At 70.4% G+C, this 21,640-nt stretch carries 25 protein-coding genes; 10 read left to right on the plus strand and 15 right to left on the minus strand.

The features are described 5' to 3' along the window. The first annotated feature begins 8 nt into the window (after window positions 1-8). On the plus strand, window positions 9-1,244 hold the full coding sequence (locus ASH02_RS00770; protein ID WP_056684501.1) for an arginine deiminase: 1,236 nt from the start codon (window positions 9-11) through the stop codon (window positions 1,242-1,244). Window positions 1,245-1,249: 5 nt separating this feature from the next. Here the strand turns inward: ASH02_RS00770 and ASH02_RS00775 are convergent, their stop codons facing one another. The 3 genes from ASH02_RS00775 to ASH02_RS00785 all read right to left on the minus strand — a co-directional run bounded on the left by ASH02_RS00775 (window position 1,250) and on the right by ASH02_RS00785 (window position 4,445). After that, on the minus strand, window positions 1,250-2,452 hold the full coding sequence (locus tag ASH02_RS00775; RefSeq protein WP_057294105.1) for a hypothetical protein: 1,203 nt from the start codon (window positions 2,450-2,452) through the stop codon (window positions 1,250-1,252). 273 nt (window positions 2,453-2,725) lie between these two features. Further along, entirely contained in the window at window positions 2,726-3,661 is a 936-nt protein-coding gene (locus ASH02_RS00780; RefSeq protein ID WP_056890453.1) for a DUF5926 family protein, read from the minus strand. A gap of 10 nt (window positions 3,662-3,671) precedes the next feature. Continuing rightward, on the minus strand, window positions 3,672-4,445 hold the full coding sequence (locus ASH02_RS00785; protein WP_056890454.1) for a glycerophosphodiester phosphodiesterase family protein: 774 nt from the start codon (window positions 4,443-4,445) through the stop codon (window positions 3,672-3,674). A gap of 31 nt (window positions 4,446-4,476) precedes the next feature. Between ASH02_RS00785 and ASH02_RS00790 the strand changes: the two genes are divergently transcribed. The 3 genes from ASH02_RS00790 to ASH02_RS00800 are packed head-to-tail and all read left to right on the plus strand — an operon-like array spanning window position 4,477 to window position 7,156. Continuing rightward, entirely contained in the window at window positions 4,477-5,652 is a 1,176-nt protein-coding gene (locus ASH02_RS00790; RefSeq protein WP_235529985.1) for a benzoate/H(+) symporter BenE family transporter, read from the plus strand. 53 nt (window positions 5,653-5,705) lie between these two features. After that, complete coding sequence (locus tag ASH02_RS00795) at window positions 5,706-6,299, plus strand: RNA polymerase sigma factor (protein ID WP_056890456.1); 594 nt, start codon at window positions 5,706-5,708, stop codon at window positions 6,297-6,299. After that, on the plus strand, window positions 6,296-7,156 hold the full coding sequence (locus ASH02_RS00800) for a hypothetical protein (protein WP_057294106.1): 861 nt from the start codon (window positions 6,296-6,298) through the stop codon (window positions 7,154-7,156). The genes ASH02_RS00795 and ASH02_RS00800 overlap by 4 nt, the downstream gene beginning before the upstream one ends. Before the next feature lie 155 nt (window positions 7,157-7,311). Here ASH02_RS00800 and ASH02_RS00805 read toward each other — a convergent pair whose 3' ends face one another. Then, on the minus strand, window positions 7,312-8,112 hold the full coding sequence (locus ASH02_RS00805) for a hypothetical protein (RefSeq protein WP_056890458.1): 801 nt from the start codon (window positions 8,110-8,112) through the stop codon (window positions 7,312-7,314). Between the two features lie 144 nt (window positions 8,113-8,256). Here ASH02_RS00805 and ASH02_RS00810 point away from each other — a divergent pair, with 144 nt between their 5' ends. The 3 genes from ASH02_RS00810 (at window position 8,257) to ASH02_RS00820 (ending at window position 10,716) form a co-directional block, all read left to right on the plus strand. After that, a complete protein-coding gene (locus tag ASH02_RS00810) occupies window positions 8,257-8,835 on the plus strand; it encodes a hypothetical protein (RefSeq protein WP_056890459.1) in 579 nt (192 codons plus the stop codon). A 207-nt stretch (window positions 8,836-9,042) separates the two neighbouring features. After that, entirely contained in the window at window positions 9,043-9,594 is a 552-nt protein-coding gene (locus ASH02_RS00815) for a calcium-binding protein (protein ID WP_156409677.1), read from the plus strand. A gap of 192 nt (window positions 9,595-9,786) precedes the next feature. Further along, on the plus strand, window positions 9,787-10,716 hold the full coding sequence (locus ASH02_RS00820; protein ID WP_156388564.1) for a hypothetical protein: 930 nt from the start codon (window positions 9,787-9,789) through the stop codon (window positions 10,714-10,716). A gap of 46 nt (window positions 10,717-10,762) precedes the next feature. Here the strand turns inward: ASH02_RS00820 and ASH02_RS00825 are convergent, their stop codons facing one another. The 3 genes from ASH02_RS00825 to ASH02_RS00835 form a co-directional block, all read right to left on the minus strand. After that, window positions 10,763-11,353, minus strand: coding sequence for a TetR/AcrR family transcriptional regulator (locus ASH02_RS00825; protein WP_056890462.1), 591 nt, complete (start codon window positions 11,351-11,353; stop codon window positions 10,763-10,765). Window positions 11,354-11,450: 97 nt separating this feature from the next. Beyond that, window positions 11,451-12,665, minus strand: coding sequence for an ATP-binding protein (locus tag ASH02_RS00830; protein ID WP_056890463.1), 1,215 nt, complete (start codon window positions 12,663-12,665; stop codon window positions 11,451-11,453). A gap of 104 nt (window positions 12,666-12,769) precedes the next feature. Further along, window positions 12,770-13,054, minus strand: a complete 285-nt coding sequence (locus ASH02_RS00835; RefSeq protein ID WP_200949901.1) for a hypothetical protein — start codon at window positions 13,052-13,054, stop codon at window positions 12,770-12,772. Between the two features lie 209 nt (window positions 13,055-13,263). Between ASH02_RS00835 and ASH02_RS00840 the strand changes: the two genes are divergently transcribed. Next, the gene (locus tag ASH02_RS00840) at window positions 13,264-14,130 is read left to right on the plus strand and encodes an Fpg/Nei family DNA glycosylase (protein ID WP_056684466.1); all 867 of its coding nucleotides are present in this window, start codon (window positions 13,264-13,266) and stop codon (window positions 14,128-14,130) included. 10 nt (window positions 14,131-14,140) lie between these two features. Beyond that, on the plus strand, window positions 14,141-14,473 hold the full coding sequence (locus ASH02_RS00845; protein ID WP_056684462.1) for a rhodanese-like domain-containing protein: 333 nt from the start codon (window positions 14,141-14,143) through the stop codon (window positions 14,471-14,473). A gap of 6 nt (window positions 14,474-14,479) precedes the next feature. Here ASH02_RS00845 and ASH02_RS26545 read toward each other — a convergent pair whose 3' ends face one another. The 5 genes from ASH02_RS26545 to aat all read right to left on the minus strand — a co-directional run bounded on the left by ASH02_RS26545 (window position 14,480) and on the right by aat (window position 17,522). Then, on the minus strand, window positions 14,480-15,028 hold the full coding sequence (locus ASH02_RS26545; protein ID WP_200959025.1) for a hypothetical protein: 549 nt from the start codon (window positions 15,026-15,028) through the stop codon (window positions 14,480-14,482). 31 nt (window positions 15,029-15,059) lie between these two features. After that, window positions 15,060-15,539 (minus strand): hypothetical protein, encoded by a 480-nt coding sequence (locus ASH02_RS00855; RefSeq protein ID WP_056890466.1) that lies wholly within the window; start codon window positions 15,537-15,539, stop codon window positions 15,060-15,062. A 140-nt stretch (window positions 15,540-15,679) separates the two neighbouring features. Beyond that, window positions 15,680-16,024, minus strand: coding sequence for a hypothetical protein (locus ASH02_RS00860; RefSeq protein WP_056684452.1), 345 nt, complete (start codon window positions 16,022-16,024; stop codon window positions 15,680-15,682). Between the two features lie 193 nt (window positions 16,025-16,217). Beyond that, a complete protein-coding gene (locus ASH02_RS00865; protein WP_057294108.1) occupies window positions 16,218-16,745 on the minus strand; it encodes a hypothetical protein in 528 nt (175 codons plus the stop codon). Between the two features lie 117 nt (window positions 16,746-16,862). Then, on the minus strand, window positions 16,863-17,522 hold the full coding sequence (aat, locus tag ASH02_RS00870; RefSeq protein WP_057294109.1) for a leucyl/phenylalanyl-tRNA--protein transferase: 660 nt from the start codon (window positions 17,520-17,522) through the stop codon (window positions 16,863-16,865). A gap of 18 nt (window positions 17,523-17,540) precedes the next feature. Between aat and ASH02_RS00875 the strand changes: the two genes are divergently transcribed. Then, a complete protein-coding gene (locus tag ASH02_RS00875) occupies window positions 17,541-18,221 on the plus strand; it encodes an EcsC family protein (protein ID WP_056684441.1) in 681 nt (226 codons plus the stop codon). On the opposite strand, the gene ASH02_RS00880 is transcribed toward ASH02_RS00875, so the two are convergent. The 3 genes from ASH02_RS00880 to ASH02_RS00890 are packed head-to-tail and all read right to left on the minus strand — an operon-like array spanning window position 18,182 to window position 21,625. Further along, on the minus strand, window positions 18,182-19,396 hold the full coding sequence (locus ASH02_RS00880; protein WP_056684438.1) for a hypothetical protein: 1,215 nt from the start codon (window positions 19,394-19,396) through the stop codon (window positions 18,182-18,184). The two genes, ASH02_RS00875 and ASH02_RS00880, sit on opposite strands and share 40 nt — an antisense overlap. Further along, window positions 19,393-20,532: a hypothetical protein gene (locus ASH02_RS00885; RefSeq protein ID WP_056684433.1), complete on the minus strand. Its 1,140-nt coding sequence runs from the start codon at window positions 20,530-20,532 to the stop codon at window positions 19,393-19,395. Before ASH02_RS00885 ends, ASH02_RS00880 begins: the two co-directional genes overlap by 4 nt. A 4-nt stretch (window positions 20,533-20,536) precedes the next feature. After that, window positions 20,537-21,625, minus strand: a complete 1,089-nt coding sequence (locus ASH02_RS00890) for a hypothetical protein (protein ID WP_056684430.1) — start codon at window positions 21,623-21,625, stop codon at window positions 20,537-20,539. Between the last annotated feature and the right edge of the window lie 15 nt (window positions 21,626-21,640).

Here is a 21,640-nt window from a genome sequence, read left to right on the forward strand (position 1 = left end):
TGCGTGGCATGTTCACGCACGGCGCCGACAGCGAGGTCGGAACCCTCAAGACAGTCATGCTCCACCGGCCCGGACCGGAGTTGAAGCGGCTCACCCCGCGCAACAACGACCGGCTGCTCTTCGACGGGATCCCGTGGATCAGCCGCGCCCAGGAGGAGCACGACGCCTTCGCGGAGGCACTGCGCAACCGCGGTGTCGAGGTGCTCTACCTGACCGAGCTGCTGACCGAGACGCTCGCCAGCGAGGACGCTCGCAACCACGCCATCACCACGGCACTCTCGGGGCTGCACCTCGGCGACACGTTGCGCACCTACCTGGCCACGGCCCTGCGCGAGAGCTCCCCCGCGGAGCTGACCGAGCTGCTCACCGCAGGCATCCGCAACGACGAGGTGCGCGGGGGCCACGGCCTGGTCACCTCGCTGCTGCCGAGCGACGAGTTCCTGATCGACCCGCTGCCCAACCTGCTCTTCACCCGCGACTCGAGCGTGTGGATCAAGGACCGGGTCGCGATCACCTCTCTCGCGATGCCGGCCCGGGCCCGCGAGACCCAGCTGACCGAGCTGATCTACAACGAGCACCCGCGGTTCCGCGACGCCCCCGGAGGCACCCGCAAGATCCACGGCTGGCACCACGAGCACGTCGAGGGCGGCGACGTCCTTCTGCTGGCTCCCGGCGTGATCGCCGTCGGCGTCGGGGAGCGTACGACGCCCGCCGGCGTCGAGCGACTCTCCCGCCAGGTGTTCCACGCCGGTCTCGCACACACGGTGCTCGCCGTACCCATCGCGCAGGAACGCGCCACCATGCACCTCGACACCGTGTGCACCATGGTCGACGTCGACAAGATCGTGATGTACCCCAACGTCGCCGACTCCCTGCAGGCCTTCACCGTGACCGCGAACCACGCGGAGACCGACAACTTCGCCGACCTGCAGCTGCACGTCTCCGAGGCGGCGCCGTTCCTCGTCGCGGCCGCCAAGGCCATGGAGATTGACACGCTCCACCAGATCGACACCGGCCTCGACCCGGTCACCGCCGAGCGTGAGCAGTGGGACGACGGCAACAACACCCTGGCCATCGCGCCACGGGTGGCCGTGGCCTACGTCCGCAACGACGAGACCAACGCGCGGCTCGAGGAGTCGGGCATCGAGGTCATCGCGATCGAGGGCTCCGAGGTCGGCTCCGGTCGCGGCGGCCCGCGCTGCATGTCGTGTCCGATCACGCGCGAGCCGCTCAAGGTCGGCTGAGACGACTACATCCGGGCGACGATCTTCTCCGCCATCGGCACCAGTCGCTTGCGCATGTCGGCCGGCGTCCAGTCGGCGTTGCCGTTGCTGAGCCCCGCAGTGAGTTCGACCTTGACGTTGCCCTTGAGCACGATCAGGGAGAGGCTGCTGCTCCCGACCAGCCAGGCCCGGTCACCCAGGTCGCGAACCTTCTCGCGGTAGTCCGAGACGTCGACCCGACTCTGTGCCGCCGCGAGCGCCGCGCCCGGCGTCGGGTGCGTCTCGATGCTCGCCAAGGGCGACAGCGAGCCGTCCATGTAGGGAAGCCCGTCTGCGCCCTGCTCCTCGCCGAAGGGCTTCATGGCGGTGGTCCGGCGGCAGGTCGTGTTCACGAAGTCGGTCGGGTACGTGCTCCCCGACGGCGTCGTGTAGGTGCGTGAGACGAGGTCCGGGGCAGCTCGATATCCCGCGCCCTCCTCGAACTCGTCGTGGGTGAAGACCGAGCACGCGTCGACCACGACGTCGCTGCCGAACTTCTTCGCCGGCGGGATCTCGGCCGCGTCGGTCGGGCGTTCGTCGACCCGCTCGTTCAGCACGCCGACGACCTCAGGGACTCCGTCTGTCGCAAACGCCCGGTCGTGACTGAGCGTGAGGGTCAGAGCGGCCGCGCCGTGGATCCAGGCCACTCTGGTGACTCGTTCGTCCGACTGGATGTAGCCGCCGTCGACGCCGGGGAGGGGCTCGCCGCCGTCGAGCAGCTCGGTGGGGTCTCCGAGGAGCTCCTTGTCGGCCGAGATGTTGATGTCCAGGACTACACGGGAGAGGTTCTCTCGCCTCTCCTCGACCGAGCCCACGCTGCACGACGAACGGGTGCGCGACAGTGGGTCACCGGGAGGCAGCGACTCGGCGTACTCCTCGCTGACCTCGTGAGGCCCTGCGGGGAGCGTGCCGATGAGTTCCTCCACGGTCGCCGGTTGCAGCACCGCGCAGGCGTTGGCATACGGCCCGGCCGCGGCGTTGCCCGCACCGCCCCCTGCGCCCCCGTCCTTCTCGTCTCCGTCGTCGTTCAGAAGGAGGAAGCCGCCGACGGCACCTCCACCGACGACGAGGACGACGAGTGCGAGAACCCAGACCCAGGCCCGCGACCTGCGCCGGGGAGGCGGCATCGGAGGGCCGGGCTGCTGCCAGTACGGCGGCGGAGGCGGCGGGGGTGTGGTTCCCGAGCTCATCGGAGTCCTCATCGGTCGGCCCGGGTCGTCAGCACCGCAGGGTGAAGGGTTGTGATCGTACGGCGACACTTGTGCACCGTTGTCGGCTCTTCCAAACCCGTCCGGAAACCACAAAAGGCCCGACCCACGGGGGTCGGACCTGAGGAAATGTGAAAGCCCGGCCGCTGTTGACGGGGGATACAACAACGACCGGGCGAGGAAAAACCTACGTCATGAGTGGCCCGAACACAACTACACGTCCAAAAGTCGATGTACGAAATGTCCGGGGACCCCTCAGCGGATCGTCACCTGCCGGTTGGCCAGGCCGGACCGGGCCGAACGCTCCTCGGAGGTGAGTTCCGCACCTGCCGCCAGGACCTCCGCGAGATCGGTCGCAAATGCTGCGGCTGGCGCCTCGAGCACGTCCGCACCCGTGCCCACCGGGAGGTCCCAGACCGGCACCAGGAGGCCGTGCGCGCGGAACATGCCGACGAGGCGACCACCCTCGACGAGCGCGTCCTTGCCCTGCACGTGGAGCTTCGCCAGCGCGGAGAGGAGCTCGTCCTCGGGCTCGGGCATCACCCAGCGCAGGTGCTCCTTGGGACCCACGTTGGTCCAGTACGCCGCATCGACGCCGGCCAGTCGCGCGGTCGGGTTGACCGCACCGTTGGCCTGCTCGAGCGCGGCCAGCATCGCCGGCGTCTGCTCCTCGACGTCGTCGATCCAGAACGCGAAGCCGTCGTGCACGGTGATGTCGAGGGGCGCGTCCTCGATCAGGTCCTGCAGGCGCGGGCCCTCGCAGGGAGCGTCGGTCAGCCCGACCACGCCGGCCTCGGCGGTCAGGGCCTTCTCCAGCACGGCGCCGAGGTCGCGGGCCGGGTCACCGAAGTTGTGCTGCACCTGGAGGCCGAGCCAGACCGCGCCGTCCTCGCGCACCATGGCCGGCGCAGCACCGGGCAGCAGCGTGCACAGCCGGACGGCGCGGTCGCTGTCCTTGAGCCGCAACGGGGCGCTCGCGGCCGGCACCAGCTCACGCAGCGCGATCAGGTCGCTCTCGGAGGCCAACCCCTCGAACGGCCGGGCCACGAAGGCCTGCGGCGGACCGTCGGCGGCACCGTGGCAGGCCTTGTAGCGGCGGCCGGATCCGCACGGGCACGGCTGGCGGGGACCGACGCCGCCCTCGGCCGGTGCTGCGGTGTCGCGGGTCTTCTTGCGTGAGCTCTTTCCCATGGCGGGCAGGCTACCCGCGCACGCGCTCCAGCATGTACGCCGGCCGGTCGGTGATGATCGCCTCCACACCGAGCCTGCGACACAACGCCAGCTGCTCGTCGGTGTTGACCGTCCAGACATGGACCCGGCGCCCTGAGTCCTGCAGCCGACGACCGAGCCCGGGGTGGTCGGTCAGCTCACGGATCCCCGGCCCGATGATCCAGTCCTTGCCGACCAGGCGCCGCAGCATCGGCCAGTGGTGCGCCTTCTCCACGAGCATCACGACCGGCAGGTCCGGGGCCATCCGCTCGACGCGTTGCAGGGCGGTGAACGAGAAGCTCATGACGCGGATCGGCGAGTCGGCCGTGGTCCAGCCGAACTCGCGGAGCAGCTCCACGAGACGACGCTCGACCAGGCCGCCGTACCGCGTCGGGTGCTTGGTCTCGATGGCCACCTCGATGCGCCGTCCGGCGTCGGCCACGGTCTCGAGCAGCTTGCGCAGCGTGAGCACCTTGCCGAGCTCGGGATCCATGTCGGGCGACTCGTCGTCGAGGTCTGACCACGGGTTCTTCCACGACGAGAAGTCGAAGGCGTTCAGCTCGTCGAGGTCCATCGTCGAGACCACGCCGCGGTTGCTCGCCGTACGCCGCAGGTCGCGGTCGTGCACGCAGACCAGGTGGCCGTCGGCGGTCAGTCGTACGTCGCACTCCAGGCCGTCGGCGCCGGTCTCGATCGCGGCGAGGTAGGCGCCCAGTGTGTGCTCGGCGATCTCGTGGCTGGCGCCCCGATGGGCAACGACCTGCATGCAGCGAATCGTGCCAGATACGCTGCCGTCCGTGACCTCACGCGCCGGTACGACGCACGCCGTGCTGGCCGGTGTCGTGTGCGGGGTCGTCGGGTTCACCAGCTCGTTCGCGGTCGTGCTGACCGGTCTGCGCGCCGTCGGCGCCTCGTCGGACGAGGCCGCCTCCGGCCTGCTGGCCCTGTGCCTGACGATGGGCGTGGGCACGGTCGCCTTCTCGTGGCGTCGCAGGATGCCCATCACGATGGCCTGGTCGACTCCGGGTGCCGCGCTGCTGGCCACGGCCGCCGTGCCGCACGGTGGCTTCCCGGCCGCGGTCGGCGCGTTCATCCTGTGCGGTGTGCTGCTCGCCCTGTGCGGGTTGGTGCGGCCGTTGGGCGAGCTGGTCGAACGCATTCCCACCTCACTCGCCAGCGCCATGTTGGCCGGCGTGCTCCTCACGCTGTGCGCGGCGCCGTTCCTCTCGCTGGTCGACGACCCCGCCGCGATCCTGCCGGTGATGCTGGTGTGGTTGCTGCTGACCGCCTTCGCCCGGCGTTGGGCCGTGCCCGGAGCTCTCGTCGCGGCGGTCGTCGTGATGGCCGCGCACGGCGTCTTCGGCGAGCTCGGAGCCGGTGACGCGACGCCGGTGGTGACGCTGGTGGCGCCGGCCTGGGACGGCGGGGCCCTGATCGCGATCGCGGTGCCGCTGTTCATCGTCACGATGACGTCGCAGAACATCCCCGGCATCGCCGTGCTCGCGTCGTTCGGCTACCGCCCCGGCATGCGCGGCCCGCTGCTCTACACCGGCACGGCGTCCGCGGTCGGCGCGGTCGGTGGCGGACACGCGGTCAACCTGGCCGCGATCTCCGCTGCACTGGCTGCCGGCCCGGAGGCGCACCCGGACCCTGACCGTCGGTGGATCGCCGGAGTGTCCTGCGGCGTCACCTATCTGGCCTTCGGGCCTCTGTCGTCGATCGTCACCGCCGCGGCCTCCGCGGCCCCGGCCGGCTTGATCGAGACCATCGCCGGCCTCGCCCTCCTGGGCACCCTCGCCGGCGCCGCGGCCTCGGCGCTGCGCGACGAGGACCACCGTGAGGCCGCGGCACTGACCCTCGTGGTGGCCGCGTCCGGCATGACGGTGGCCGGTGTCGGCGCCGCGTTCTGGGGGCTCGTCGCCGGGTCGGCGTACCTGCTGGTGACCGGCCTTGCGCGCCGTACCAACGCCTGATCCGGCGGCTCCGCACCCGCCGATTTCGGGCGGGTCTGGTAGAACCTCCGGCTATGCCGGGCGGTGAGGACGAACTCGAGCAGGCCCTGGGCCGGATGCTCGACGGTGACGAGTCCGGCTTCCGGTTCGTCTATCGCAGCATCCAGCCCGCACTGCTGCGCTACCTCAGCGTGCTGGTGGGTCCGGACGACGCCGAGGACGTCGCGTCGGACAGCTGGGGCCAGGCGGTGCGCGACCTCCGCAGGTTCCACGGCCGGGTCGACGGGTTCCGGGGATGGATCACGACGATCGCCCGCAACCGCGCCCTCGACCACCTGCGAGCCAGGGGCCGCCGTCCCGCGACGCCCACGCCCCACGAGGAGCTGCCCGAACCGGCTCCGGGTGACGACGCCGGGCAGGGGGCCCTGACCTCCATGTCGACCCACGAGGCAGTCCGGCTGATCTCGGCGCTCCCGCGCGAGCAGGCCGAGGCGGTGATGCTGCGCGCCGTGATGGGACTCGACGCGAAGACTGCCGGACAGGTGCTCGGGCGCAGCCCCGGTGCCGTGCGTACGGCGGCCCATCGCGGCCTCAAGACGTTGCGCGAACGCCTCGACGCAGGGGCCAGTAACACTTTCGGACCTCCCGACGCTGATGGAGTGAGATGAGCACGCGACACGGGTTCCGCCTCAGCCGCAGGTCTGCCGACAAGGCACTCGACCTCCGCGGTGGCACCGGCTCGCCCGAGCTGGATGCGCTGCTGGAGGCAGCCGCCGCTCCCGGCCCGACTTCTGGCGAGGTGCCCGGTGAAGCCGGAGCCCTGGCCGAGTTCCGCGTTGCCGGTCTCGTGTCCGCATCTTCGACCGGAAGGGCCACGTCCATGAAGCGCGCCACCTCACGCCTGCTGACCGCCAAGGCGCTCGCCGTCGGCGTCATCGCCGTCTCCGGGGTCGGTGGTGTGGCCCTCGCTGCCACCACCGGTCACCTGCCCAACCCGGCCGCCGGCGATCACCCCAACCTGGGCAGTTCGCAGGACGCGCCGGGCCTCAACGCCAACGGTGACGACCCGGCCGCCGACCCGACCACGGGTCCCGCCGACCCGAGCGACGCGCCCAGTGCCGAACCCACCACGGGTCCCTCGCTCGCGGGCCTGTGCAAGGCCTTCCAGGCGGGTGAGTCCAGTGGCCACGCTAAGAACCTGACCAACCCCGCGTTCACCGCGCTGGTGACCGCCGCCGGCGACGAGGCCTCGGTGTCGACGTACTGCGTCGGCCTGTTGGGTGAGCCCACGGCGAGGCCTGAGCACCCGGCGAAGCCGGAACACCCGGCCACGCCGACCCATCCCGCGAAGCCCGAGCACCCGGTCACGCCGACTCACCCCGAGAAGCCGGACACCCCCGCCACGCCGGAAGTCCCGGCCACGCCGAAGCGTCCCGTCACGCCCCCGGCGCCGACCCACCCCGAGACGCCGGCCACCGCCGAGGTCCCGACGAACCCGGAGCGGCCGGCCACTCCGGCCGACTGAAGACTTCGGACCGGCCTCCCCACCCTGCTGCGGCTGGTCCGAGCCCCTGAGATCGGGCGACAACCCCACATTGTCGCCCGATCTCTCATTTGTGAGGCCTCATCCGTCAGGTCTCAGCCTTCAGGCCTCATCTGCCAGGGATGGCGGGCCGTCATTCATTCGGCGGGAGCGGCCTCGGCGGTCGGCGAGCTGGTCGGCTCCTCGGTCGGTTCGGCGCTCGTCGTCGGCGACGGGTCGGTGCTGGGCTCGCTCGACGATGACTCGGTCGGCGTGGTCGACGCCGTCGCAGAGGGGTCGGTGCTCGGGTCCGCCGAGGGCGACTCACTCGTCGTGGGGTCGCTGCTCGGCGTGGTCTGGTCGTCGTCCTGCTGGTCCTTGGGCGAGTCGTTCGACGAGTCGCTGCCGGTCACCCGCGAGATCGTGGTCCCGTCCTTGGAGTCGGTGCCGCCGGTGATCGACGAGACCGTGCGCCCGGCGATCAGCTCGAAGGCGGTGATCACGAGCATGGCGGCGAGGAAGAACCCGGCCGCGACGAGGGCGATCTTCTTCCACGGCAACAGCGCGAGCCGTTGGCCCAGCGTCGGGGCGTCAGGTTCGTCGGTGGCGTGCGCCAGCTCGGCCCGCGCCTCGTCAAGGTCTTCCTCGGCCCGCCCCAGTCGGCCCTCGACCTCGCGCTCGTCCGACGTACGACCGGCCCGGCGCACCTGGGACTGCGCGGACTCCACGGCAGACTGGGCCGCCTTCTGCGCAACCGCGATGCGGTGCCTGCTGCGCGCCAGCCCCTGGGAGTAGAAGGCGCTGGAGACGGTCAAGGCGAGACTGCCCAGTGCCGCGCCGATCAGCGTGCCGGCGGCGCCCAGGGTCGAGAGCATCACGGCGGTCGAGACCGCGGCCAAGGCACCACCGAAGGCCTTGATCCAGTCGATCTCAAGTCGTGGCTTCTCGTCGTCAGTCATTACGCTCGAGTATGCCGGAGTGACCGAGGCCACGGCCGCCGTCCACCCTCACTGGAGGTGGGCTCCTCGGACCATTTTCCGCGTTCCGCAACGCTACTGGCGACCCGCTCCTAGCCTGAGCCGACTACAGAGAGCGGGTTCGGAATGAGCAGGTCCCGCAGTCGACTCCTGGCCGCAGGTGCCCTGGCCGTGGGCGTGGTGCTGGCCGGGATGCCTGTGGGCAGCCCGGCTGTCGGTGAGCCCGAGTCGTGCCGGGGCGTCGCGGCCACCATTGTCGGCAAGCCCGGCAGACCGATCGGCGGCACCAACACCCGAGACGTGATCGTCACCAATGGCGCCAGCGACGTCTACGCCCGTGGCGGTGACGACCTGATCTGCGTCACCAACATCGCCGGCCACAGTGTCGAGGACAGGGTCACGATCTCCGCCGGTGACGGTCGCGACACCATCGACACGACAGCGACTCACGGCGTTGGCAGCAGTGCCTATCTCGGCGCGGGTGACGACACCTACATCGGCGGCTCCGACCGAGACTGGGTGGAAGCTGCCGATCCCTGGAGCGAGACGAGTCCCGCCGAAGGCACTGACTCGATCGACACGAGCGGCGGGCCCGACTACGTCCTCACCGGCGGCACCCCGGCGGTCCCCGACGGCGACAGCATCGACCTGGGTCCAGGCGCCGACCAGATCGAGGTCATCGGCGCCCTCGCACCCACGTCCTAGGCGGCGGGAACCGGCTCAGACCTGTTGACCGTCGCACGACTGACACCGCGAGGCACGTGGGTCTTCGACAATGCGGCCGGCCGTGCGTCGCGCAACGGGTCGACCGTCCTGTCATGGACATCCTTCGAGCGATTCGAGCTCAACCACAGTCGCAACAGCACGGTGTCGTTCACCGGAGGCCCTCGTGCCGAGCACGTTCGCTCGCTCGTGGCCCTGGATCGGGCGTCGCTCGGTGAGGGCAACGACACCCTCGAGGTCTGGCCCGAGAGACTGGCCGATTCTCCGGCCATGAGGATCGCGGGCGCGGGCGGCAACGACCTCCTGCGCCTGGGGCGCGGTGACAACGACGGCAACGTCGACCTCGACCTCGCCGCGGGCACGGTCCGATTCGTACGTCCGACTCAGGCCGGCCGCACGTCGCGGGTCACTGGCTTCGAGCGCACCCACGTGTACGCCATGTGGGCCCGTGTCCTCGGCACCACCGGTGCCGACCGGATCGGCTGGGATGCGTGCCACGGTTCCGTGTCGGGCCGCACCGGTGACGATGCACTGATCTACCTCCCGATCCAGGAGGATTCCTGCGGCTACATGGGCGACGCGGCCACGATCCGCATCTACGGCGGCCGCGGCAACGACCAGCTCCGAGGCGGCTTCATGCCCGACGTACTCCTTGGAGGTAGCGGCCGTGACACCGCTGACGGACGCGCCGGCCGCGATCTGTGTCGGGTCGAGTTCGCTCAGCACTGTGAACGCCGCTGAGGCCACCGCCCCGATTCAGTGGCCGTGAACCCCGCCGTGCAGGACAGGCTGGCGCGAATGTCTCCTTGGGCCGACGCGGCAGAAACCGGTTGACTCCGCCACAACCGGCCCTCATATTAGATGGCGTCATCTAGATTGCCGTCTCTATCTCGGGGAGTCCCCATGTTCCGTCTGCGCAGGTCCGCGCCACACGTGGCGCTGGCAGCCGCTGCACTGGCAACCGTGCCGTACGTGGTCCTGAAGCTGATGTGGTTGAGCGGCTCCACGATCGGAATCACCGACGCCGCGGCGGACGCCGAGATGGAGGGCACCCGGTTCGTGGTGGGCAACGTCGTCACCGTCCTGCTGATCCTGGTGGCCCTGCTCTTCCTGATTGCCCTGACCAGACCATGGGCCCAGAGGGTGCCGACCGGGATCGTGTTCGTGCTGGGTGCTGGCGCCACGGGACTGCTGGCTCCGATCCTGCTGGGTCTGCCGCTCGGGATGGCGATCCAGCTGACAGTGCTCGGCGAGGTGAAACCGGCCGAGGACACCGGCATGGCGCCGTGGGTGTTCGGGCTCGTCTACAGCGGGTTCGGGCTTCTCGCGGTCGCAATGGCCGTTCTGGTGGCGGCATACGTCGTGGACCGGTGGGGTCGTCTCATCGCGCGGCCGCCGCGCCGGCCATCGTCGGCGGCCACTCTCGGTGGTGCCTTCGGATTGCTGCCCTTCGCCGGCGCCATGGGCTACTGGGGCACGTTCGGGCCGGGGACGAGCGGACCGCAAGGCATGGACCTGCCGGCCCAGCGAACCGTCCTGGTTGTCACGGGAGTCTTGGCCGTCGCGGCGTTCGTCGTTCCGTTCCTGTCGCAGCCCGCCCGTCGGTGGCCGCGAATCGCCTGGTTGATCACCTGGACCGGCTGCTGCGTCAGCGCACTGCAGGGGCCGACCCTGATCCTGCTCGCACAGGATGGCGACATCCGACCGGCGATTGCTCTCATCGCGCTGATGGCGGTCCCGGGCAGCGCCATCTACGGCCTCGCCCTGCTCCGCGCGCACACGTCCGCGCCATCCGCGGCCGCGGAGGATCCTCGGGTCGACCGGGAAGCTGATCTCCAGTCTCCGATCCCGGATCCGGGCTGAGCGCGAGAACGCAGTCGCGTGCCCCAGCCGACACGACCTCCAGCGTTCAGGTCAGGTCATCGTCCAAGAGCGCGATCGCGCGACTGGCGCTCGCGATCGGCACGTCCATCCACACCGGGATCTGACCGCCGACCAGACTCCGCACCATTCCGTACGGCGTGTCCCGGCAGGCCAGCGCCACCAACTCGAGACCTCTCGGCACGGTACGGCCGAAACGGCGTTGCGTGAGGCTCGCAAGGTGCGCGGCGACTGGGTCGTTGAGCCCCTCGAGTTCCGTCACCAGGTCGGCGGGCGGGTCGGCCATCAAGGTCGCGTAGCGGTAGAGGGTCAGCGTTCGAGCTTCGGCGGGGTGCTCGCGACAGAACGTGGGGATCAGGAGGCCGGTGGCCACGATGGCGTCGACCGGGTCATCAGTCGCAGGCAGGGTGGCGAAGGTGCCGTGGAAGCGTTTCACGCATCGCACCCACGCCGACACGAACAGCGAACGGCGGGAGGGAAAGCGGTGATAGATGGATCCCGAGGGTGCCCTCAGGACTGACGTCACATCGGCGATCGTGGCCGCGTGACCCCGCTGATGCACGACTCCTATCGCCGCATCCAGGATCTCCTCCCGCGAGTAGAGCGCGCTCCTGGCCATCCGCACATAGTAGTGCGGATCTAGAAGCGCCTCTCTAGTGCCTGAAGCACGCCGGGGCGAAGTGCCCCTGCCGACTCACCTGCACGGGTGGTTCAGGTCAGGCGTGGTCGCGCAGGTAGCGGCCGAAGTGGGGCACGGTGAACGCGATCCGGCCGCGTTCGCCTGAGTAGATCAGGCCCTTCTTCAGCAGCGAATCGCGTGCTGGGGAAAGGGATTGGGGCTTCTTGCCCAGCTCGGTCGCCACGTCAGCGGTCGGCACCGAGCCGATGTCGTCGAGCTCCTCCTCGCCCTTCTCGGCGATCGCGACCGCGGCGTCGGCCATGGCGCGGAGGTACTCGCGCTCCCCCGGCGTCGCGCGCTCGTAACGGCTCCCGAAGAAGCCGACGGCGAGCTCGGTCTCGGCCTCGGGCGCAGCGACGGCGACGTCCTCACCGGTGATCGGTGAACGGGGCGCGAGGTCCCAGACCGCCTTGCCGTAGGCCTGGATGAAGTAGGGATAGCCACCCGTCGCGGCGTACATCGCGGCCAGCGCCTCCTCGGTGTAGCAGGCGTCCTCGTCCTCGGCCGGCGCGGAGAGCGCGCGGTCCGCGGCCTCGCGGGCCAGCCGGTCGATGCGCTGGTAACGGAAGAGCCGCTCGGAGTAGGACTTGCTGGCCGAGAGCACGGCGGGCAGGTGCGGCAGTCCGGCACCGACGACGATCACCGGCAGCCCGGACTGGCTGATCTCGTGGCACGCCGCGCACAACGCGGACACGTCGTCGGGGCCGAGGTCCTGCATCTCGTCGATGAACACCGCGACACCTTTGCCGACGTCGGCGGCCAGGCCACCGAGGTCGGTGAACAGCTCGACCAGGTCGATCTCGATGTCACCGGAGTCGGCGCGGCCCTTGACCACAGGGGCGTCGATGCCGGGGTTCCACTGCTCACGCAGCTTCGCATTGGGTCCGGCGTCGCGCTGCGCGAACGCCCGGATCACGCCGAGCACGTGGTCGACGTCGTCGGACTGCGGGTGCCCGAGCTCGCGCACCGCCTGATGCAACGCCGACGACAGCGGACGGCGCAGCCCCTGGTCGGGTCGCGCCTCCAGCTTGCCGGTGCCCCAGTGGCGGCGTACGGCGGCCGAGCGCAGCGCGTTGAGCAGCACGGTCTTGCCGACACCGCGCAGCCCCGTCAGCACCAGTGACCGCTCGGGCCTGCCCCGTGCGATCCGTTCGAGGACGACGTCGAAGGCGCCGAGCTGTTCGTCGCGTCCGGCGAGCTCGGGAGGGCGCTGGCCGGCGCCGGGAGCATAGGGGTTACGGATCGGGTCCACGATCGAACACTATCGAGGAGTCTAGGAATCTCCGTAGACATTCCTAGCGAGTCCGATCAAGACGTCCTGCGTGGCGGTCGCCCGGAGAACCGGGCCGCAGGACGTTACGCCGGACGTCCTGCGTGGCGGTCGCCCGGAGAACCGGGCCGCAGGACGTCGTGAGCGGGGTGGGCTTCGTCGTACGCCGAGGCAAGGCCGGCGCGCAACGCGTCGATCAGGTCGGGCACCTCGTCGACGGCGAGCCGGAACGACGCGGCGCAGACGTTGTCGCGCCACAGCGACAGCACCACCACGCCGGCCTCGTGGTGCCAGGTCACCTTGAGCGCACGGTCGCCACCGCGGGCGTCGAGGTGGATCGACCCCGCCCGGGAGAACGGCGAGCGTGCCATGGACCAATGATGCCCCTGCCCCGGGCATCTGTCACCGGCTTGACCCGTCCGGCCGCCGCCGGCTCCACCGAGCAGCACCCGTGCGCGGACCGTTCAACATGCAGTTCGCGCGCCGGACCGGCCGGCTGAGCGGGGCCACGGGCGGCGTACGGCCGAACTGCATGTTCAACGGCACACCCGACGACCTGGAAGGCCACTAGGCTGGGCGCGTGCCCGAGCTGCCGGAGGTCGAAGCGCTCACCCGGGACCTCGCGTCCCGGCTGGACGGGCGCGCCATCGCGAAGATCCACATCGCCGCGTTCAGTGCACTGAAGACCTTCGACCCGCCGCTGTCGGCGGTGGAGGGCACCTTCGTCGAGGGCGTCACCCGGCACGGCAAGTTCCTCGACATCAGCACCGGCGGCCTCCACGTGATCCTGCACCTGGCCCGCGCCGGCTGGGTGCGCTGGCGCGACGAGGTGCCCAAGCTGCCGCCGAAGCCGAGCAACAAGTCGCCGATGGCCGCCCGCATCGTGCTGGACGACGACAGTGGCCTCGACATCACCGAGGCCGGCACCAAGAAGAGCCTCGCCCTGTACGTCGCCCGCTCGCCGCAGGACGTCGAGGGCATCGCCCGGCTGGGCCCGGACCCGCTGGCCGAGGAGTTCACGGTCGACGTGCTCCGCGAGATCCTGCACGACGCCGGGCGCGCGCAGATCAAGGGCGTGCTGCGCCACCAGGGCACCATCGCCGGCATCGGCAACGCCTACTCCGACGAGCTCCTTCACGCCGCGAAGATGTCGCCGTTCAAGCCGGCCTCCTCACTCGACGACACCGAGGTCGACGTGTTGTACGCCGCGATCCGCGACGTACTCGGTGCGGCGGTGGCCCGCGCCGACGGTGTCGCGATGAGCGAGCTCAAGGGTGAGAAGAAGTCGAACCTCGCCGTGCACGGCAAGACCGGCGCGAAGTGCCCGGTCTGCGGCGACGTGGTCCGTGAGGTGTCGTTCGCCGACTCCAGCCTGCAGTACTGCGCGACCTGCCAGACCGGCGGCAAGCCGCTGGCCGACCGCCGGACCAGCAAGTTCCTCAAGTAGCCTCGGGCGCATGCACGTTCCCACCGTCAGCATCACCGGCGTCCCCGATCCGTTGCCCGAGGGGCTGCACGTCCTCGACGTGCGCGAGCAGGTCGAGTGGGACCACGGCCACATAGACGGCGCCCAGCACATCCCGCTCTCCGAGCTCGGCAACCGGCTCGACGACGTGCCGCACGAGCAGACCCTCGTCGTGTGCAAGGTCGGCGGCCGCTCGGCGCAGGCGACCGCCTGGCTGGCCAGTCAGGGCCGCGACGTGGTGAACCTCGACGGCGGCATGCTCGACTGGGAGGGCGCCGGCCGTCCCATGGTGAGTGAGACCGGCCAGGCGCCCCAGGTGGTCTGAGACGACCTATTCGGTGGCCATGTCCGAGGGGAGCATGGTCAGCAGGCTGCTCGGGAAGTCACTGGGCAGGTTGGACAGGAGGTCGCTCGGGATCTCGCTGGGCAGGCCGCTCGGCAGCTCGCTCGGCAGGCCGGACGGGAGCTCGCTCGGCAGGTCGGAGGGCAGGCCCGTGGGCAGGCCCGTGGGCAGGTCACCGACACACTTCTCGGCGTAGTACTCGCCGAACGCCCGGCCCTTCTTCTCGTCGTCCTTGCCCAGGTCGTCGATGGCGGCCTCGAGATCCTTCTCGCTGTCCGCGTCGTCGTACGCGTCGACGAGGAGCTCGAAGCCCTCCCGGGCGTCGTCGGGGATGCCGTCGGGCGTGCCGACATCGGCCAGGTCCTTCACGGCGTCCTTGGCCTTGTCGAAGTCGTCACCCGTGGAGGAGTTGACCTTCTCCATGGCGTCACAGAAGTCGCCCTTCGACGCGTCGTCGGGTGAGCCGCCGCACGCGGCGGTCAGGCCACCCAGCAGGGTGAGGGAGGCCGCCACGGCGGCAAGTCGCTTGATCTGCACAGTCACTCCTGAGTCGGTGGTGCGGTGGGTGTCAGAGGCACTCGCGGTTGACGTAGGCCAGGAACGCGTCGACCTGGGCCTTCTCGTCGGGGGTGAAGGAGTTGCCGGCCTTGGTCAGCTCGGCCTCGGTCTTCGCACCGTTGACCATCTTGATCAGGATCTGCAAACCGGCGGCCTCGTCGGAGCTGAGCTCGGACGGCGGGGTGGCCTCGGCCAGGCCCGCGCCCCAGCTCTTGATCTCGGTGAAGCCGCCCTCGTCGAAGCCCTCCGCGGTGGCCGCGGTGCAGAACTCCGAGGTGTTCGGGTCGGTCGACTCGGTTTCCGTCGACTCCGTCTCGGTGGGCGTCTCGCTGACGTCATCGGTGGGGGTTTCGGTGGTTTCGGAGGTGGACTCACCGGGGCTGGCCGGGTCGCCGGCGCGGGTGTCGCCGCTCGAGTCGTCGTCGCCACAGGCTGCGGTGGTGCCGGCAAGCAGGATGGCGCTGGCACACAGGAATGCGATTCGACGCATGGGTCACACCTCTCGTCTTCGTCCCCGGGCAGAGCCCTGCCCGGGTACGTACATCAAACCAATGCCCCGGCCCGCAACGCGAACTGCGGGGCGGCCCGGAGAGGCCGCCCCGCAGTCACGCTGCACACCTTGGAACAGGCTTACTGGCATTCCTTGGCGTAGTACTTGCCGAAGGCCTCGGTGGCCTTCTTGTCGTCGCCCTTGACGTCGACGTCGTCGAGGTCCTTCTCGCTGTCGGCGTCGCCCACCTCGTCAACCAGGAACTCGAAGCCGTCACGGGCGTCGTCGTCGATGTTCTCCGGCGTACCGGTGTCGCTGAGCTCGTCGACGGCGTCCTTGTACTTGTCGAAGTCGTCGCCGGCCTTGCCGACCTTGTCCATCGCCTTGCAGAAATCGTCCTTGGACGCGTCGTCCGGGGAGCCGCCACATGCGGCCAGTCCGCCAACCAGGACCAGGCTCGCGCCCACGAGTGCGAGTCGTCGCATCCCGTCACCTCTTCGTCAATAGGGAATGTCTGTCGCCACGTTCCCATCCCAATGAGATTCCATGCATGTACGACACAGATTTCTTGAGAAATTCCTGAGAACAGCGGGCCAACCGCTCCACGATCCCGACATCCGGGGCAAAATCAGGTCGCCCGCCGTCAATTTGGGCAGCCGGGTCCGCCCGCCAGCCGGGTCAGTTGGACGGCGACGTGCTCGGCGCTGCCGGCATCGAGCAGGTCTCGGACTCGAAGGCGCTGTACGCCTGGACCGCTGCCTGCTGCTCCGGTGTGGCCTTCTCGACCTCCTGCACGAACTGCTTCTCGCTCGATGACTTCGCCAGGGCGGACTCCAGGTAGGCCAGGCCGGCCTCGGCGTCACTGCCCGCGTCGTCGGGAAGGTTCTCGACGAGGTCGCCGACGGCGTCCTTCAGGTCGTCGATCTCCTCGGCCGCCGTCGCGTCCTCGGCGGCCTGGCAGAAGTCGGCATTGGACGGGTCGACGCTGGCACCGTCGGAGGGCGCCTCACTGGACTCGTCGTCCGTGGTGTCGTCGGACTCCTCGGACGCGTCGTCGGACGCGTCCGCGGATTCGGTCGAGTCGGTCGGTGAGGCGGACGAGGTCTCGTCGTCCTTCTTCGAGTCGTCGCCGGAATCGTCACCGCAGCCGGCGGTGAGGCCGGCCAGCAGCAAGAGGCTGGCGCAGGCAAGTGTGGCTCGTCGCATCCCGGTCACTCCTCGGGTCGATGGAATTTCCCCGTTCAACTCCGCCCATCCTGACTCACGGCACCTGAGCCGACACCGGGGCGGGGTACGGCGCCGGTACCCGAGGATCGACAGTGCTCAGGCGAACGCCTTCGGCAGTGGGACCACGACGGCGCGCCGCAGCCGCTCGAGGTACGCCGACCGCGGCACCTCCACCACGCCCAGGGAGGCCAGGTGCTCGGTCTGCCACTGCACGTCGAGCAGCCGGCCCTCGACCCCGTCGTCGAGCAGGTCGACCAGTCCGACGAGGGCCACCTTCGAGGCATCGCGTTCGTGGTGGAACATCGACTCACCTGCGAAGAGGCCACCTGTCGCGACGCCGTACAACCCGCCGGCGAGTCGGCCGTCGCGCCAGGCCTCGACGGAGTGCGCCCACCCGAGGTGGTGCAGGTCGACGTACGCCGTACGGATGCCGCCGTCGATCCAGGAGCCTTCGCGCGAAGGATCGGCACAGGCGTCGATCACCTCCTCGAAGGCGGTGTCGACGCGGATCTCGAAGTCACGGCACGACCTGCGCAATGAACGCGTGACCCTCATCCCGTCGAGTGGCAGGACGCCGCGGAGCTGGGGCGACCACCAACCGAGGTCGTCGCCCTCCAGCGGCATCGGGAAGAAGCCCGCACGGTAGGCGCGCAGCAGCGTTCCCGGCTGCAGGTCCGCGCCGATCGCGATCAGGTCGTCGGCCACGGGCGAGGGATCGGGGAACTCCCACGGCGTGACGGGCGGTTCGACGGGCACCCACCTAGGATGCACCGCATGGGTATCGGATCGAGCATCACCAAGCGGATCACGCCGAAGATCACGCAGGCAGCACCCAACCTGACTTCCGGGTTCGTCCGCGAGGCGCTCCGGCGGGCGATCGAGGGCGTGGGCCCCCTGCCGTCGGCCGAGACGACCGCCCGGCGCAAGCTCGCGAAGGAGGGCGGCGACGTCGACCGCGCGATCCGCGAGACGATCGAGCTGCACGCCGCCTACGCCGGCGCCGAGGGCTTCGCCACGAACCTCGGCGGGCTGGTCACGGCCGCCGCCGCCCTGCCCGCGAACATCACGGGCCTGGCCCTGATCCAGTGCCGGATGATCTCGGTGATCGCGTCGTTGCGCGGCTACGACCTCGACGACCAGCGGGTCCGCAACGCGATCCTGGCCTGCGCCCTCGGTGAGGACTCGGTGAAGAAGATGGTGAAGTCGAAGAAGCTGCCGGCACCGCCGATGGCCCTGGCCACCGCGCCCGTGCACGACGCGGCACTCGACAGGACCATCGCGTCCGAGGTGGCCGCGTCGCTGATCGGCAAGGTCGCGGGCAAGCGACTGGCCACCACGATCGGGCGACGGGTCCCGGTGGTGGGCGGCGTCGTCGGCATGAGCGCCGACGCATGGAGCACCTGGCAGGTCGGCCGCTATGCCGGCCGCGAGCTCCTGCCCCGCACCCGACGGTAGAGGCCGAGCATCCGGCGCCCCCAGCCCTTGTCCTCGGCGGAGCGGACGATCTTCTCGCGGGCGCGGTACGTCGGTCGCAGGTAGGCCCGCTCCAGCGCGATCTGGGTGTCGCGGAGCTCGTCGCGCAGGTCGGCCTCGACCTGGCGCATGCGGGCACCCTCGAGCAGCAGCGCGTGGATCGCGTCGAGCGCGGCGGCGTTGACCTCGCGATGGCGCGGGCGGTCGGGGTCGCTGAACTCCACCGGGTTGCGGTCCGGGATGAGGTCGTCGAGATCACCGACCACGTCGTACCGCCGCGCGCGCAGCTCGTCGACCCAGGCGTGGGAGAGCTCGTCGGCCCAGGCCCAGACGTCCGGCGGGAGCGCCAGCCGCGGCGACTCCGCGCGCCGGGACAGGGTCTGGTGGGCCAGGAGCTCGCGCACCAGAGGCCGGTAGGCACTCGGCTCGACGTCGGCGTTCGAGGTCTTGTTGATCCGCCGGATCAGGGCCGTCTCGGGGACGCCGAGCGACGGGTTGGCCCGCTCGACGTGCAGGTCGAGGTCGAGGCCGCCGAGGTCGAAGGCCTCGGCGAAGCGCTCCCAGAGCAGCGTCTTGGGTGCGCCCGGCTTCGGCACGGTGACGACGTGGACGCGTGACGGATCGAGCTCGGCGCCCCATCGGTTGAGGATGTCGGGAATCTCCTGGACGCCCCAGAACCACGTGGCGATGCGGCCGGCGCGGTCGGGGTCCTGCACCTGGGCGAGGAACCTGCGGTAGCTGATCGTGCGCCGGTGCTTGACGTTCTCCTGCCACTCCGCCGGGATCTGGCGGACCAGGTCGCGCACCGACAGCACCACGTGGATCTCGGTGTCGGGGTGGCCCAGCGTCTCGAGGGCCCGGCGGATCTGCGTGCGGTCGGCGGTGGCCAGGATCTCGTGGCTGATGATCGCGGTTCCGGGCCACTCGCGCACCTGGGCGGCGAGCCGGTCCCATGCCCCGACAGCCTGGGTCTCCAGACCGCCCCACGGAAGCCGCATCAGGTCGAGCGCCGCCAGGAAGTGCCCGTCGAAACGGTCGGCCGGGTAGAGCACGCCCTGTCCGGCGAGGTGGTCGCGGTTGCTGAACAGCACGTCCTGGAGGTAGGACGTGCCGGTCTTCGGGGTCCCGACGTGGAGGATGACCCGCTTCGGGCTCACGTATCGATCTCCTTGACCTTCAGCAACGTTCTCAGGGCCACGTCGAGGACACCGTCATCGGTCGGACCGGCAGCACGTGGCTGGTCGGTCGGGACGAGGGCGTCCAGATCCCCGAGCACAGGGTATCCAGCAACCCGGAGTTCATCGCGCATTCGCATCGCCCGGTGGCGCACCCACTCCAGGTGGCGGGGCGGTACGACGCGGCGGCGGCCGGTCTCGTCGGCCAGCCACGGCAGCAGCACGTCACGGAGGAGGTGCTGGTGCCGATCGGGGTCGGCCAGCACCCGGAGCACCACGTTGACGTGGCGCACCACGTCGAGGGCTTCCGGTGAGAGCCCCACTCTCGTCGCGTCGACCGGTCGTCGGCAGCCGACCAGGCCGGCGACCAGTGGTACGTGATGGGCAGCCGCGACGATGTGCACACGGTCGGCACCCAGCCGGGCGGCCTGGTTGGCGGCCACCGACGGCAGGTCGAGCACCCGGGGCAGCCGGTCGTTGCGGGCCCAGCCGGCCAGCCACCAACGCCACGACGGGTTCACCGCGTGCTGCACCCGCCAGCTCCACACGTCGGCCAGCATGCCGGCCAGGTCGTCGGCCAGGATCACCGCGACGGGCGATCGACGTCCCGGCGCTGCCCCGGCGCGGACCAGGGTGGTGCGCACCTGCGACACAGCCAGCGGGTCGCCGTACAGGCTGTAGGCACGGCGCCACGGGAGCGCGGCCCGCGGCTTCTCGACCACCGGCTCGCCCGGGTCGTGCGCGACGACGAGGTCGGCGAGCAGGCCGACCGCCATCCGGATCAGCTCGTCGCCGGGCAGTTCCGCGGGATCGACGGGCCGGGGCCCGAAGCGGGAGCCGGTGTGCACGCCGACGAGCTCCAGGTCGGGTTGGCCGCGCCCGGGTCCGCTGGTCTCGAAGACCCGGTCGACCAGCGCTGCATGCTCCGCAGAGTCGACCCCGCCGACCAGGTTCAGCCGACGGGCCACCTCGAGCTGGATCGCCCCGGGCAGGAGGCTGCCGCGGGAGTCGACGCTGCCGGTGAAGTCGCTCCACGGGGTCGTGCCGCCGGCGCGGAGGTGGTCGACCCAGGCCCAGGCGCGATGGAGACCGGGCTCCCGATGCGCGTCACTGCTCAAACCGTCACCGCTGCCGCATCTGCTCGGCGCGCGCCTTGAGGCGGGCACCGATCTCGCGTGAGGGGTCGGGACGACTGGCCGCCTCGCGGGTCATCACCGTGAGCGCACTGACCGCGGCCTTGGTGATCGCCTTGGCCCGGACCTCGTTGGGGTCCTCCGGCAGGTCCGCGGGCGGCTCTCCGGAGCGCAGGTCGGCCAGGTCGCCGACCACGTCGACGCCGACGCGCTCGGCCCACGCGATCCACCGCTCGGCCTCACCCTGCGCCCAGGCGTAGTGGGCCGGCGGGAGCTGAACCTTGCGCGACCGGCGCCGCCCGAGCTCACTTCGGTCGAGCATCGTCTGGATCAGCTCGTCGTGGGACGCCGTGCTGCGGGTGGTGCGGTCGAGCTGACGGTTCAGCCGTCGCAACAGCTCCGTCTCGGCGACGCCGAGCCCCGCGTTGGAGCGCTCGCTGTCGAGGGGCGCCCACGTCGGGTCGACCCCGAACGCGGTGCAGAAGCGCTTCCAGAGCAGGTTGGAGTCGGTGCGTCCCTGCGGGACGGTGACCACGTGGAGGCGTTCGGGAGGGAGGCTCCTCCCCCACGCTTCGAGCACGGCCGGCAGGTCGAAGGCCTTCATGAACCAGGGGCTGCCGTGCTCGGCCTTGGCCAAGAACCGCTCGAAGGTCCACCTCCGGCCCTGCTTGACGCTCTCCTGCCACGCGGCGGGCAGCTGGCGGACCATGTCCCGGGCGCTGTAGACCACGTGGATCTCGCTGTCGGACAGGTCGTTCATCACGCGGGCGATCTTGTCGGCCGGTGCCGGCGCGAGGATCTCGTGGCTGATGATCACCGTGCCGCTGCGCCGGCGTACCTGCTTGAGCATGGTGGCCCAGGAGCCGTCCGCGTGCCCCGAGGGTCCGCCCCAGTCCTGGCCGAGGAGGTCGAGGGCCGCACGGAAGTGGAACAGGGTCGGATCGGCGAAGAGCCGCTTGTTCGGGAAGTGCACACCGTGGCCGGTCAGGCCGCGGGCGTTGAGCGCCAGCCTGTCCTGCACATAGGTGGTGCCGGTCTTCGGCGCCCCAATGTGCAGGTAGACCTTGCGCTTGCTCATGGGCGGCATTGTGCC

This window comes from Nocardioides sp. Soil796, from assembly GCF_001429525.1.
GTDB lineage: Bacteria > Actinomycetota > Actinomycetes > Propionibacteriales > Nocardioidaceae > Nocardioides.